Annotated in this window: 13 protein-coding genes; 6 read left to right on the forward strand and 7 right to left on the reverse strand. The window is 60.9% G+C overall.

Features of this window, described 5'->3' with window-relative positions; translation table 11 throughout:
- Positions 1-93 precede the first annotated feature (93 nt).
- Entirely contained in the window at positions 94-978 is an 885-nt protein-coding gene (locus NMB39_RS12260; RefSeq protein ID WP_494339168.1) for an EamA family transporter, read from the forward strand.
- Positions 979-1,199: 221 nt separating this feature from the next.
- Here the strand turns inward: NMB39_RS12260 and NMB39_RS12265 are convergent, their stop codons facing one another.
- Positions 1,200-2,096 (reverse strand): LysR substrate-binding domain-containing protein, encoded by an 897-nt coding sequence (locus NMB39_RS12265; RefSeq protein WP_057025622.1) that lies wholly within the window; start codon positions 2,094-2,096, stop codon positions 1,200-1,202.
- Between the two features lie 111 nt (positions 2,097-2,207).
- Here NMB39_RS12265 and NMB39_RS12270 point away from each other — a divergent pair, with 111 nt between their 5' ends.
- Genes NMB39_RS12270 through NMB39_RS12280 form a run of 3 tightly spaced genes read left to right on the forward strand, consistent with a single transcriptional unit; the run spans position 2,208 to position 4,472 of the window.
- Positions 2,208-3,212, forward strand: coding sequence for an aldo/keto reductase (locus NMB39_RS12270; RefSeq protein ID WP_494339167.1), 1,005 nt, complete (start codon positions 2,208-2,210; stop codon positions 3,210-3,212).
- 18 nt (positions 3,213-3,230) lie between these two features.
- Positions 3,231-4,028 (forward strand): SDR family NAD(P)-dependent oxidoreductase, encoded by a 798-nt coding sequence (locus NMB39_RS12275; protein WP_494339166.1) that lies wholly within the window; start codon positions 3,231-3,233, stop codon positions 4,026-4,028.
- Positions 4,029-4,055: 27 nt separating this feature from the next.
- Positions 4,056-4,472 carry an SRPBCC family protein gene (locus NMB39_RS12280; protein ID WP_057025625.1) on the forward strand — a complete coding sequence of 139 codons (417 nt, stop codon included), beginning with the start codon at positions 4,056-4,058 and terminating at the stop codon, positions 4,470-4,472.
- A gap of 6 nt (positions 4,473-4,478) precedes the next feature.
- On the opposite strand, the gene NMB39_RS12285 is transcribed toward NMB39_RS12280, so the two are convergent.
- A complete protein-coding gene (locus NMB39_RS12285) occupies positions 4,479-4,997 on the reverse strand; it encodes a P-loop nucleotide/nucleoside kinase family protein (RefSeq protein ID WP_494339165.1) in 519 nt (172 codons plus the stop codon).
- Between the two features lie 157 nt (positions 4,998-5,154).
- Between NMB39_RS12285 and dapF the strand changes: the two genes are divergently transcribed.
- Positions 5,155-5,958 carry a diaminopimelate epimerase gene (dapF, locus tag NMB39_RS12290; protein WP_494339164.1) on the forward strand — a complete coding sequence of 268 codons (804 nt, stop codon included), beginning with the start codon at positions 5,155-5,157 and terminating at the stop codon, positions 5,956-5,958.
- Here dapF and NMB39_RS12295 read toward each other — a convergent pair.
- A complete protein-coding gene (locus NMB39_RS12295) occupies positions 5,955-7,088 on the reverse strand; it encodes a PAS domain-containing sensor histidine kinase (RefSeq protein ID WP_494339163.1) in 1,134 nt (377 codons plus the stop codon). The two genes, dapF and NMB39_RS12295, sit on opposite strands and share 4 nt — an antisense overlap.
- Complete coding sequence (locus tag NMB39_RS12300) at positions 7,081-7,893, reverse strand: alpha/beta fold hydrolase (RefSeq protein ID WP_494339162.1); 813 nt, start codon at positions 7,891-7,893, stop codon at positions 7,081-7,083. The genes NMB39_RS12295 and NMB39_RS12300 overlap by 8 nt, the downstream gene beginning before the upstream one ends.
- 131 nt (positions 7,894-8,024) lie before the next feature.
- Here NMB39_RS12300 and NMB39_RS12305 point away from each other — a divergent pair, with 131 nt between their 5' ends.
- Positions 8,025-9,266 carry a TPM domain-containing protein gene (locus NMB39_RS12305; RefSeq protein WP_494339161.1) on the forward strand — a complete coding sequence of 414 codons (1,242 nt, stop codon included), beginning with the start codon at positions 8,025-8,027 and terminating at the stop codon, positions 9,264-9,266.
- Between the two features lie 113 nt (positions 9,267-9,379).
- On the opposite strand, the gene NMB39_RS12310 is transcribed toward NMB39_RS12305, so the two are convergent.
- The 3 genes from NMB39_RS12310 to NMB39_RS12320 all read right to left on the reverse strand — a co-directional run bounded on the left by NMB39_RS12310 (position 9,380) and on the right by NMB39_RS12320 (position 12,747).
- Complete coding sequence (locus NMB39_RS12310) at positions 9,380-9,625, reverse strand: hypothetical protein (protein ID WP_057025631.1); 246 nt, start codon at positions 9,623-9,625, stop codon at positions 9,380-9,382.
- A 419-nt stretch (positions 9,626-10,044) separates the two neighbouring features.
- The gene (locus NMB39_RS12315) at positions 10,045-10,536 is read right to left on the reverse strand and encodes a GNAT family N-acetyltransferase (RefSeq protein WP_198731002.1); all 492 of its coding nucleotides are present in this window, start codon (positions 10,534-10,536) and stop codon (positions 10,045-10,047) included.
- Positions 10,537-11,331: 795 nt separating this feature from the next.
- Entirely contained in the window at positions 11,332-12,747 is a 1,416-nt protein-coding gene (locus NMB39_RS12320) for a purine-cytosine permease family protein (RefSeq protein ID WP_057025633.1), read from the reverse strand.
- Between the last annotated feature and the right edge of the window lie 93 nt (positions 12,748-12,840).

Below are 12,840 nucleotides of genomic sequence, written 5' to 3' on the forward strand. Positions count from 1 at the left end.
GTAAATTGCGCCCCGCACAAGCTGCGGTCCAGGGAGGAGCTTATAGACAGCCCCCGTGCCGCCCAAGACGCTGGCATAACGGGGGGAAGGGCCATGCGCCTGAGTAAATCCGATCTATTGGCAGGGCTGGCGGTAACGATAATCTGGGGCGCCAACTTCTCGGTCATCGGCCTGGGTCTGGAGGATTTGGACCCGTTTGTGCTGACCCTGTTGCGGTTCACCTTCTGTGCGCTGCCCCTGGTGATGTTCATTCCTAAGCCACAGGGTGTTTCCTATGTCTTGTTGGCTGCCTATGGCGTGCTGTTCGGTGCCGGGCTGTGGGGCGTGGTCAACGTGGCGATGCACAACGGGCTGTCGGCGGGGATGTCTTCGGTGTTCCTGCAGTTCAGTGCGTTCTTCACCCTCATCATGAGCCGGTTGTTTCTCAAGGAACCCATAAGCAGGGTCCACGGGGCGGGAATGCTGTTGTCTGCGCTGGGGCTGTTCATGATCCTGCACCTGTCGGAACACGCGTCCACCACTCTGGGCATTTTGCTGGTGTTGCTGGCGGCGTTGTCGTGGTCGTTGTGCAACTTGATCGTCAAGGTCAACAAGCCTGAGGACATGGTGGCCTTTATCGTCTGGTCCAGCCTGTTTTCGATTCCGGTCTTGTTGCTGATGACCTTGTGGTTCGAGGGTGCCGAGCCGCTGACGCACCTGGTCACCGACCTGACCTGGGGAGCGGGGTTCTCGATTGTGTTCCAGTGCTATATCACTACCATCGTCGGGTACCGGGTATGGAACAATCTGATGAAGAAATACCCGGCTTCGCGGGTGGCGCCGTTGTTGTTGATGGTACCGGTGTCGGGGCTGCTCACTTCGTATGTGTTCTTCGGCGAACAGCTGAGCCTGGGGCAGGGGGTTGCGATTGGGCTGGTGTTTGTGGGGGTTGCGATTTTCGTCAATTCGGCGGGGATCATGGCGAGGTTGGCGCGCTAGAAAATGTGGGGCTGGTGTGATGATTCGATGGCGGTGGGTCGGTCACAGATCTGTTTGCTGACACTCCCTCATCGGGGGCAAGCCCCCTCCCACAGTTGATCGCATTTATTCAGGCAAAACGCGGTTGAAATGTAGGAGGGGGCTTGCTCCCGATAGCGGTGGTTCAGAGACAGGGATGTTGACTGACCCACCTATATCGCTGCAAACCTCCTCCCACATAGTTAGATAGCGGTAGGTTCAGTCAGCACCTTGCGAAAGGTTTCCACCAATGGTCGCAGGTTGACCCGGTGCCATGCCGCCCACAGCGGTGTGGTGTAGCTCAGCCATGGCAGCTCGCGCAACACCACGCCGGGCGGTGCGTTGCGGCTCAGGCCCTTCTGCACCATCGCCACTCCAAGCCCCGAGGCCACCAGGCCCAATGCGGTAAAGGGTTCGCTGGCTTCCATGGGAATCTGCGGGGTGAACCCGGCACGGATACAGGCGGCGACGAAATCATCGGCGGGGTTGGCGCCGGTTTTGCGCTGCACGCCGATCCATTGTTGTTCGGCCAGGTGTTCAGGCAACAATTCGCTTTGCCTGGTCAGCGGATGCTGTTCGGGCAGGGCCAGCAGCATCGGGTCGTCGAGCACTTGCAAGGCGGTCAGGTCCGGGTCGTCGGCGGCAGGCGGTTCGCCTACCAGGGCGATGTCCAGGCTGCGTTGGCGCAAGCCCTCCAATTGCTCAAGGGAGGGCAGGTTGTACAGTTTGATGTGCACGGTGGGCCGGTCATCGCGCAGGATGCGCAGGGCATTGGGCAGTACGCCGGCATGCATGGCATTTTCGATATAGCCGATGCACAAGCCGCCTTCTTCCCCACGGCCCAGGCGCTTGCCCAGGGACTCCAGGCGATTGGCGTGGGTCAGCAGCGCCTTGGTTTCGGCCAGGAAGGTCTGGCCGTCGCGGGTCAGGCGGATGCGTTGCTGGCTGCGTTCGAACAGGGTCAGGCCCAGGCGTTCCTCAAGCTGAGCAATCTGGCGGCTCAGGGGCGATTGAGAGATGTGCAGGCGCTCGGCGGCGCGGCCGACGTGTTCTTCTTCGGCGACCACTTCGAAGTAGCGCAGTTGGCGTAGATCGATCATCTAAGACCTCTGGGGACTCAAGTTGGTCGCAGTATGTCTTGGACGGTCTGACTAACGCAATCTAGGATCTGCTCAACGGTCACCCCCCTTGAACCGATTGAGGATTCCACCATGAGCTTGAAAGACAAACTGCCCGGCGTACTGGGCTTTGGCACCGCGCCCCTGGGCAATATGTTCCGCGCCATTCCTGAAGATGAAGCCCAGGCCACCGTCGAGGCCGCCTGGAACCACGGCGTGCGTTACTTCGACACGGCGCCCTTCTACGGCTCGGGCCTGTCGGAAATCCGCCTGGGCCAGGCCCTGTCTAACTACAATCGCGATGACTACGTGCTCAGCACCAAGGTCGGTCGGGTGATTCTGGATGAAGTCGAAGCCGGCTCCCGCGACCTCGGCGAAAAAAGCGGCGTGTTCGAACACGGTCGTCCGAACAAAATGCTCAATGACTATAGCGCCGACGCCACTCTGCGCTCCATTGAAGACAGCCTCGAACGCCTGCAGACCGATCGCCTGGACATCGTGTGGGTTCACGACATCGCCCAGGACTTCTACGGCGACCAATGGCTGGAGTACTTCAACCAGGCCCGTACCGGCGCGTTCAAAGTACTGACCCGCTTGCGTGAAGAGGGCGTGATCAAGGCCTGGGGCCTGGGCGTCAATCGCGTCGAGCCTTGCGAACTGACCCTGGACCTGGCTGAGGCCCAGCCCGACGGTTTCCTTTTGGCCGGCCGCTACACCCTGCTGGACCACGAGCGCGCCCTGCAACGCTTGATGGATTCGGCCTTGGCCCAGCACGTCGAAATTGTCGTTGGTGGCCCCTACAGCTCCGGCATTCTTGCCGGCGGCACGCACTTCGAATACCAACCAGCCAGCCCGGCGATCATCAGCAAGGTCGAGCAGATCAAGGCGATCGCCCAGGTGTTTGGCGTTAGCGTGAAAGCCGCGGCGCTGCAGTTCTCCCTGGCGCACCCGGCAGTGGCGGCGGTGATACCCGGTGCCAGTCGTCCGGGACGGATTGCCGAAGATGTCGCGGCGTTGTCAGAGAAGATTCCAGCAGCCTTCTGGCAAGCGTTGCGCGAGGCTCGATTGATATCGGACCGTGCGCCTTTGCCTCTCTAATTCCCAAGGAGTTTAAGTATGAACATCGATGTGAGCGGCAAAGTGGCCATCGTCAGCGGCAGCACCGCTGGTATCGGCCTGGGCATCAGCCAGGCCCTGGCGCAATCCGGGGCCACGGTAGTGGTGATCGGTCGGGACGCGGGCAAGGTCGACGACGCCTTGGCCAGCATCCGTCAGGCGGTGCCCGGCGCTGACCTGCGTGGGCTGGTGGCCGACCTTGGCACCCTCGAGGGCGCCGAGAAACTATTCGCTGCCGAACCTCGCGCCGATATCCTGGTCAACAACCTCGGCATCTTTAACGATGTGGATTTCTTCGAGGCGCCGGACAGCGAGTGGACGCGCTTCTATGAGGTCAATGTGATCTCCGGCGTGCGCCTGGCGCGCCATTATGCGCCAGGCATGGTCGAGCAGGGCTGGGGCCGGATGATCTTTGTGTCGTCGGAGTCCGGCGTGGCTACGCCGGCCGACATGATCAACTACGGCGTGACCAAAAGCGCCAACCTGGCGGTGTCCCACGGTTTGGCCAAGCGCTTGGCGGGCACCGGCGTCACGGTGAATGCGATCCTGCCGGGGCCGACCTTCACCGACGGCCTGGAGCAGATGCTCAAGGACGCTACGGCCCAGTCCGGGCGCAGTGCACGGGAAGAGGCCGATGTGTTCGTGCGTAATGCGCGGCCTACCTCGATCATCCAGCGCGCCGCCAATGTGGATGAAGTGGCGAACCTGGTGGCGTACATTGCTTCACCGCTGTCGTCTGCCACCACCGGTGCCGCGTTGCGGGTTGACGGCGGCGTTGTCGACAGCATGGCGATCTGATTTTTTTCCTGTTTTGGAGTATTTCTCGTGGCAACAGCATCTTCTGTGATTGAAATCCCGGCATCGGCCGACCAGGTCTGGCAACTGATCGGCGGCTTCAACAGCCTGCCCGACTGGCTGCCCTTTATCGCCAAGAGCGAGCCAGGCGAAGGTGGTCGTGTGCGTCACCTGACCACGGCTGACGGCGGCCAGATCGTCGAGCGCTTGCAGAGCTTCGACAACGTGGCGCGCACCTACAGCTACACCATTGAGGCCTCGCCGTTTCCGGTGAGTGCTTATCTGGCGACCTTGCAGGTTGAAGCGCTGACTGAGACGTCGGCGAAAGTGACTTGGTCCGGCGTGTTCACCCCGGCAGCAGGCACTACGGATGCGGCAGTGGAAGAACTGTTTGCCGGCGTCTACAGCGGTGGACTCGAGGCGTTGCGCGGTAATTTCCCCGACTGAATCCGGCTAAAGCTCGACAGCTCCCACATTGAATAGGTGTGCGTGGGCTGTCGCGACTGCCTGTGCCGGCGTCATCCGCGCGGTATCAAGCCTGAACGCTGGTTCATCCCAGGGTTCGTACTCATGCACCAGCACCGACTGCCAGGTCGGCGGCACCAGCCCGGGAACATCGCCCACCCGGCTTTCCACACGGCGCCGGTGCTCCTGCTGATCAGAACACACCACCTGGATATTGATCAGTTCTACCCCCGCTGTCGTCGCCACCGCCTGCCAGGCTTGGCGGCTCTCCCTGACCGGGTTCACGCAATCGGCAATGACCCGCTGCCCTAAGCGCAAATTACTCAGCGCCAGCGCATTCGCCACGCCGTAGCCGCTGGCACCCACATCGCCCATCAATACCGCTGCGTCCCGCAGTGCCTGTTCGATCACATCGATGCGCAGGTAAACCGCGCCGGTCTGTCGCGCCAGTTGCCTGGCAATCGTGGTCTTGCCGCTGCCGGGCAGGCCGCTGAATACGATAAGCATGACCATCAACCCTTTGTAGGCGCGAGCTTGCTCGCGAAGAACGTCAACGATAACGCGTACTTGCAGGTAAAACGTGTCGTCTTCACGATTTTCGCGAGCAAGCTCGCTCCTACAGTGTTATTAGAACTGCTTCACTTCGACAACAGGACCTGCACCCATGACCTTGCCGTTCGTGAAAATGCACGCCCATGGCGACGACTTCATCATCATCGACCGCCGTGGCCAGGACAACCCCATCACTGCGCAGGTTACCCGTCGCCTGGGTAATCGCCACACGGGCATCGGTTTCAATCAACTGGCTGTGGTGCTCGACTGTGAGGATGCCGCCGCGCGTATTCAATTCTGGAACCCCGACGGCACGCGCCTGCACACTTGCGGCAGCGCTACCCGTGGCGTGGCTGACCGCCTGATGCACGAGGCCGGCACCCGGGCCATCGTGCTGCGTACCGAGCGTGGGTTACTGACGTGTACCCGCGTCGACGGGCAGCAGGTGTCGGTGGACATGGGCGCGCCGTTGCTGGACTGGGCAGCGGTGCCCCTGGCCAAGGCGATCGACACCCGCGTGCTGCCCATCGATGGCAGCCCGGCGGCTTGCAGCATGGGCAACCCGCACTGTACGTTTTTCGTGGAGGACATCGCCGCCATCAACGTCGCGACGGTCGGCCCGGCACTGGAAGTTCACCCACTGTTCCCGGCCAAGACCAATGTACATTTCGTACAAGTGCTGAGCCGCAGCCATATCCGCCTGCGCATCTGGGAGCGTGGCGGCGCTGTGCCGTTGGGGTCCGGTTCGTGTTGTTGCGGGGCGGTGGTCAATGGAATTCGGCGCGGGCTGCTCGATGACACCGTGGCGGTCGAGTGCGACGGCGGTACGGTCACGGTGCAATGGGACGGGCAGGGCGGGGTGATACTGACCGGCCATGTAGAACCGATCATGCAGGGCGCCGCATACCTGTACTAGAACATCACGGTAAAGGTGGTGCCGGCCATCGCACAGGAACTCACCGCCACATCGCCGCCATGCACCTTGGCCAGTTCGCGCACGATATACAGGCCCAGGCCGACGCTGCGCACGTCGCTGCCCTGGTCGGTGCCACGGGTCATGGGTTCGAACAGCCCCGCCAGCAGTGATTCGGGAATTGCCGGGCCATGGTTGTGCACGGCGACGGCACAGGCATTGTCGCCCAGGCGCGAGGTGACCGTGATCGGTTGCAGCAGGTCGCCATAGGCCACGCTGTTGGCGACGAGGTTGCCGATGATCTGCTGCACCCGGTCGGCATCCAGGCACGCTTGGCCAAGGCCCTCGGCGTGATGCACCAGCGTGGCGGCAGGGAAGGCCACGCGCAGTTCGTCCACCGCATGCTGGATCACATTGTGCAGATCCAGCGGTACCGCCTTGATGGTGATGCCTTGGCCGACTCGGGCCTGGGTGAAGTCCAGCAAGTCGGCGATCATGCGTTGAGCGCGTTCCGACGACTGGCCGATGTGCCCCAGCAACTGGCGCTCCTTGGCTGTGCGCTCGCCGCGCTGGAGAAAGTCCGAAGCCATGCGGATCGCGGTGAGCGGGTTTTTCAAATCGTGGCTGACAATCGCCACCATCTGCTCGGCGAACAACGCCCGGCGCTGGGCGATGGCATAGGCCTTGCTCAATTCGGCCTGGGCCTGGTGCAAGGCCAGTTCGGTGGCGGTTTTTTCCTGGAGCAGGGCTTCGGCCAACTTGCGCGCATTGAGCAGTTCGCGCTCGTACTTGTCACGGTCGGTGGTGCCGAACAGCGCCAGGTCATACACCACGCCGTCGGGCTGCTGGCGCTGGCTGGCGTTGAGCAAGACGGTGAATTTGTGCCCGGCGCAATGGCGGATGTCGAGCTTCACCTCGGTGACGCTGCCATGCATGCGCAGCATCGGTGCCAGGTGGGTCTGGTAGAAGATCCGTCCGCCCATGGTCAGCAGGTCCTGGAACCTGCGCCCCTGCAACTCGGCCGCGCTGAACCCGAGCCAGTCGCTCAGGCGCGGGTTGACGTGCAGGATGCTGCCGTCCTCCTGGGTCACGGCCAGGGCGCAGGCGGCGCTGTCAAACAGCGAGTCAGGCATTGGCAACTGCCCATGGCGCCAGGAACGAGTCCATCGCCGCCGCGCACGCCTGGGGCGCGCTCATGTGTGGGCAATGGCCGACATTGTCCACCAGGCAATAGGTGCTGTTGGGCATCACAGCATGCAGGTATTCACCCACGGCCACGGGGGCGATCAAGTCGTCGCTCGATTGCAGGATCAGTACCGGAGTGGCCAGGCCCTGCACGTCGTGGCGGTTATCCGAGAGGAAGGTCACGCGGGCGAACTGCTTGGCGATGTCCGGCTCGGTGCGGCAGAAGCTTTCGGTGAGTTCGTTGCTCAATGCCGGTTGCGTCGGGGCGCCCATGATCACTGGGGCCATGGCGCTGGACCAGCCCAGGTAGTTGCTGTCCAGGGTATCTAGCAGGTCGTCGATATCGTCGTGCTTGAAGCCGCCGACATAGTCCTCGCTGTCGATATACCGGGGTGACGGGCCGATCATCACATGTGCGGCAATGCGCCCGGGGGCGAAACGGTCGGCGAGGGTGCCGATCATCGCGCTGACCGAGTGGCCCACCAGAATCACCGGGCCTTTGGCGTAGGCGTCGACAATCTCGTTGAGGTCGCGGGCATAGCCGTCCAGGCTGCTGTATTTGGTTTTGTCGAACGCACTCAGGTCCGACAGGCCGGCGCCGACCAAGTCATACAGCACCACGTGAAAGCGCTCGAGAAAGTGCGGCGCCAGATAATTCCACATCGCCTGGTTACAGCCAAAGCCGTGGGAAAACACCAGGGTCGAAGGCCCATGGCCCTTCACACTGACGTGGTTGCGGTGACGTAGATCCATGGGCGTCTCGTAGATGGCAAATAGCTATGTGGGCGTGGCAGCAGTTTAGATAGTCGCACGCTTAGGGTCACGTGTTATACGTCGATCAGGTAGAGTCGATGCCTTCAGGAAGAAACTTCAGGTAACAAAGCATGGTGATGATTCTACGGCAATCGGTGTTGAGCCTGCTGGCTCTGTTGCTTGTCGGCGTGATGAGCCTGGCCCGGGCTGACACTTCGCCCATCGGGGTGGCCCTGGACCAACGGGTGATCGACCTCACCAACACTCTCGACTCCACTACCACCCAACGCTTGAAAAACCAACTCGCCGAGCTTGAACAGCGAAAGGGTGCGCAAGTCGCCGTGTTACTGGTACCGACTACCGGCAGCGACGGCATCGAGGACTATGCCAACCAATTGTTCCGCGCCTGGAAGCTGGGGCGCAAGGACATCAACGACGGCATCCTGCTGGTGGTGGCCAAAGACGATCGCAAAGTGCGCATCGAGGTGGGCTACGGCCTGGAAGGTATCGTCACCGACCTGCTGGCCCATCGCATTATCGAAGAGCGCATCACCCCGGCGTTTCGCCAGGGGGACTTTGCGGGCGGTATTCAACAGGGCGTAAACGCCTTGACCGTGTTGGTGGATGGCGGCGATCTGCCCAAGGTCGCTGAACCGAGGTTGCCACTCGGAGCCACTGCGGTGTTGCTGGCGTTCGTTTTCGGCGCTGTCGGCGGCGTGCTGATAGTGACTCGCAAGCTGGACTGGCGCCACGCCTTGATTGCCACGGTTGTGCTCACGGTGCTGGTGGTAGTTTTTGTCGGCGGTGCGCAATGGCCGCTGTACCTCTTGGTATTCCCGCTGAATATGCTGATCGGCGCTGCCATTTTCGGTGCGCTGTGGAGGGCACGCACGATATTTTACTGCGCATTGCTGTTTTTGATTTACATCGTCGGGCTGGTGGTGGTGAATCAATACACTGAGGTCAACTTCTTCGATTGGTTGATGTTTCTGGTGGGAGCATGTTTTTTACTGTGGCTGCATCTGCTGTTGCTGGTGTTCATGAAAGACGCTTGGGGCAAGAGTCGGATGGGTTTTATCGTGCGGCTTTTCCTGGCGATGATGGTGTATCTGACCGCAGTATTGATTGCCGACGGTGACGGCTGGCAGGAGACGCTTCCGGGCGCATTCGTTCTATCGTTGTTTATCTTCATCTACAACGGCAGTGGGGCTGGTTCAAGTTCGGGTGGTGGTTTCCTCCGTTCGAGCTCAAGCAGTCACCCCTCCAGCGGCCGTTCCTCCAGCGCGGGTAATTCCAGCAGCGGTAATTCCAGCAGCGGTGGTTCCGGTAGAGGGGGCTCCAGTGGCGGCGGTGGGGCTTCTGGCAGTTGGTAACGATTTGGCTGATGCCTCTAATTCAGAAGTGGGAGCGAGCAAGCCCACACCCACATTCAGACTGGGATTCGACCTGGCGTGGTTTGTAGCCCGCCCAACCTTTAAAGCCTGGGTTAGGCTTTTACCCAACCGCCGTTGCCGTCGGATTTGATTTCGAAGTCGATGGGTTCCTGACTGTCATCGGCCTTGACCCAACCGTCGTTGCCGTCGGATTTGATCTCGAAATCAATAGGTTCATGGTTGGCTTCCTGTTCGAGTCGCTGGCGGTTGGCGTGGGCCCGATATTGGTCGCTGGCGCTTATCCAGCCGCCCTTGCCGTCGGATACTTCTGCATCCTCACCAAACTCGTTTTGTTCCAAGGCGTTTGACTTGGGTGTGTCGTTACCGATCCTGGTTGTGTCAACCGGTTGGTACGCAGGGATGGAGGGGGTGGGAGTATTGATTGAAGACATAATTGCACCTCTGTGATAGCTAGGAAATGGACCTGCCAGGATCAGTTCACGGCTAGGCGTTTCGCAGACTACAGCGCCATGAAGGGGGGCTCAATCAGACCTGTTCGGGGTGATTGTAACGACGTGAAACCACTGAGCGTTCAGGTTGCTGAGGTGCAGGAGTGGCTGTAGGCACAGTCTGGAAGATCATTTGCAATGCCCGGCTTGACGTCAGGGAGTGCAGATGAACTCAGGGGTTTTGCTCGTTGAAATGCATTTTTTCGCCGCGCGGTTGTTGGCGGTTTTACGTTTTGCAACATAGATGCGATCGCTGTGTAAGGGGGCTCTTAAAACACCATCACCATCTCATGCCACGCCATCCCACCGTGATCCGAAGGCGAAGGGCGCACATAGGTGTAGCCCATGCGGGTGTACAACGGCACATGCTGCTCCTTGCACATCAGGTGAATGGTCTGCTTGCCCAGCGTACGCATGTGTTGCACGAACTCAGTCATCAGGGTTGTTGCGTAGCCTTTGCCCTGATGCGCCGGGTCTACCACCACCGACATGATCACCACGTTCGGCGCCTCGGATGAATGACCGACTAACTCCTTGAAGGCTTCGTCTGACATTACCACCTCGTGGGCGCAGCCTGAGTTGATAAACCCGACCACATCGCCGTCTGCTTCCAGGATCAGAAAGCCCTGGGGATACTGCGCGATGCGCGTGGCGATCTTTTCCAGGGTGGCGGCTTCGTCGCCTTCGTAGGCGCTGGTTTCGATTTCAAAGCAGCGGTGGGCGTCGGCGGGGAGGGCGTTGCGCAAGGTGAGGGTGGGCATGGGTGTTTCCTGGGGCGTTGAGCGAAAGGCCATATCATAGATAAATATTGGGCGTATGGCACCGGGAGGCCATTCGCTTCGAGGGGAAGAAGTGAGGTTTAACTGACCCATGCAGATCCAAATGTGGGAGGGGTGCTCCAATGGCGGCCTGACAGCCGACCGCTAACTAACTGATACCCCGCGAGCCAAATGTGGGAGGGGGCTTGCCCCCGATGGCGGCCTGACAGCCGACCAGCATGTTGGATTAGACCGAGTACATATCCGTTATTTAGGTAACGGCCACTTAGGGTTCCGCTCTTACAGCGGCTCACTTTTGGAAGGACCGGAATGCCGGCCCAGCCAAAAGTAAGCAAAAGGTCCTCGCCCCACCACTCGGCACCTCGCTCAGGCTCGGTGTGCCCGTAATCCGACAGGGATTTGGGGGCCGCCGCCACGCGCCATCCATGGCGCGGGGCGGCTAAACCGGCATCCCTGCCGGTTTACCCCCCAAATCCCTGTCGAATTCCGGCCAGCGTGGTTTAACGGGGCGCCTCAGATCAAAAGCAAGATCAAGAGCGGCTCGCTTCGCATCGTGGTTACGTATCGGGGGCAAGCCCCCTTCCACAGTTTTGACCGAGTTCGACATATCCTGGCGGTAGGTTTGAGTTCTTCAAAAACCAGAAAACCCGCCAAGGCGGGTTTCCTCACAGCCTTGCTGCTGCGAAACAGACTGGGTGGCAACTGTGCGCGGGTTCGCAGGCCAGGAAGAATCACCCCCGGCAGACCCGAAGGTCTCTCACGCACAGCCGCCGTAAATCAGACCCCACCCACCAACTTGCCCCCATCCATGCGGCGCTTATACGCACTGTCGCGACTCGCCAACCAGAAGTACAACGGCGACGTCACCACCAACCCCACCACCCAGGACAGGTCCGCACCGTTGATGTGCTCGGAAATCGGCCCCACGTACAGCGGCGTGTTCATAAACGGAATCTGCACCGCAATCCCCACCGCATACGCCAGCAACGCCTGGGGGTTGTACTTGCCGTAGATGCCGCCATCCACGCGAAAGATCGAGGCGATGTCGTACTTGCCTTTGTGGATCGCATAGAAGTCGATCAGGTTGATCGCCGTCCACGGCACCAGCACCACCAGCAGCACCAGCACCATGTCGACGAAGTGGCCGATAAAGTCCTTGGAGGCGAACACTGCCGCAATCGAACAGGCGGCCAGCACGATGATGGAGATCACGGCGCGGCTTTTGGCCGTGGGGATCCAGCGGTAGGCGAAGGTCTGCACCAGGGTGATGATCGACAGTACCGCGCCGTACAGGTTGAGGGCGTTGTGGCTGATCACGCTGAGCAAAAACAGCACCAGCATCAACGGGCCGATGGCGCCTGTGGCGAGTTTGACCGCGTCCATGGTGTCCATGCCTACCGGGGTGGCGAGCACGGCGACGGCGCCGAAGATGAAGGCCAGGCTCGAACCCAGGGCCGAGCCCAGGTAGGTGGTCCAGAAGGTGGCGGCGACGGGGACGTCGGCCGGCAGGTAGCGGGAATAGTCCGATACGTACGGCGCAAAGGCGATCTGCCACAGCGCTGCCAGGGAAACCGTCGCCAGCCAACCGGAGATGTTGAAGCTGCCGCGGGTCAGGAAGTCGGTGGTCTGCACGTGGGTGAAGATGTAGCCGAAGCCCAGCACGATGCCGGCGCCCAGCACCCAGGTGCCGATACGGTTGAGCACGTGGATGAAGCGATAGCCGATGATGCCAATGATGCCGGAGCCGATGGCGCCGATCACAATGCCCACCGGCACGGGCACCGCGTCGACCACGCCGTGCAGGGATTTACCGGCGAGCACGATGTTGGACGCGAAGAACCCGATGTACATCACCCCGGCGATCACCACCACCAGCAGCGCACCGAGCGAGCCGAACTGAGCGCGGCTCTGGATCATCTGCGGGATGCCCATCTGCGGGCCCTGGGCCGAGTGCAACGCCATCAACACACCGCCGACCAGGTGGCCGACGAGGATGGCGACAATGCCCCACATCAGGTTGAGGTGGAACAGTTGCACACCCAGTGCGCCGGTGACGATCGGCAACGGCGCGATGTTGCCGCCGAACCACAGGGTGAACAGGTCTCTTACCTTTCCATGGCGATCTTCCGGGGGCACGTATCCAATCGTGTGTTTTTCGATAAGCGGGGCGCTGGATGTTGCAGTGGTAACCATGACGAGCTCCAAGGCAAGGTGAGTACGTTGACGTACTTCGCTGTGCGCTGCACGGGGCGGCGCTTTGTTGTTGGAGTGATCATCTGCAATGGG

Source organism: Pseudomonas sp. FBCC-B545, from assembly GCF_059134095.1.

Bases quoted from the DNA above. Each gene is read 5' to 3' on its own strand.
- NMB39_RS12260 (WP_494339168.1), top strand. From the start codon at position 94: ATGCGCCTGAGTAAATCCGATCTATTGGCAGGGCTGGCGGTAACGATA.
- NMB39_RS12265 (WP_057025622.1), bottom strand. From the start codon at position 2,096: ATGATCGATCTACGCCAACTGCGCTACTTCGAAGTGGTCGCCGAAGAA.
- NMB39_RS12270 (WP_494339167.1), top strand. From the start codon at position 2,208: ATGAGCTTGAAAGACAAACTGCCCGGCGTACTGGGCTTTGGCACCGCG.
- NMB39_RS12275 (WP_494339166.1), top strand. From the start codon at position 3,231: ATGAACATCGATGTGAGCGGCAAAGTGGCCATCGTCAGCGGCAGCACC.
- NMB39_RS12285 (WP_494339165.1), bottom strand. From the start codon at position 4,997: ATGCTTATCGTATTCAGCGGCCTGCCCGGCAGCGGCAAGACCACGATT.
- dapF (WP_494339164.1), top strand. From the start codon at position 5,155: ATGACCTTGCCGTTCGTGAAAATGCACGCCCATGGCGACGACTTCATC.
- NMB39_RS12295 (WP_494339163.1), bottom strand. From the start codon at position 7,088: ATGCCTGACTCGCTGTTTGACAGCGCCGCCTGCGCCCTGGCCGTGACC.
- NMB39_RS12300 (WP_494339162.1), bottom strand. From the start codon at position 7,893: ATGGATCTACGTCACCGCAACCACGTCAGTGTGAAGGGCCATGGGCCT.
- NMB39_RS12305 (WP_494339161.1), top strand. From the start codon at position 8,025: ATGGTGATGATTCTACGGCAATCGGTGTTGAGCCTGCTGGCTCTGTTG.
- NMB39_RS12315 (WP_198731002.1), bottom strand. From the start codon at position 10,536: ATGCCCACCCTCACCTTGCGCAACGCCCTCCCCGCCGACGCCCACCGC.
- NMB39_RS12320 (WP_057025633.1), bottom strand. From the start codon at position 12,747: ATGGTTACCACTGCAACATCCAGCGCCCCGCTTATCGAAAAACACACG.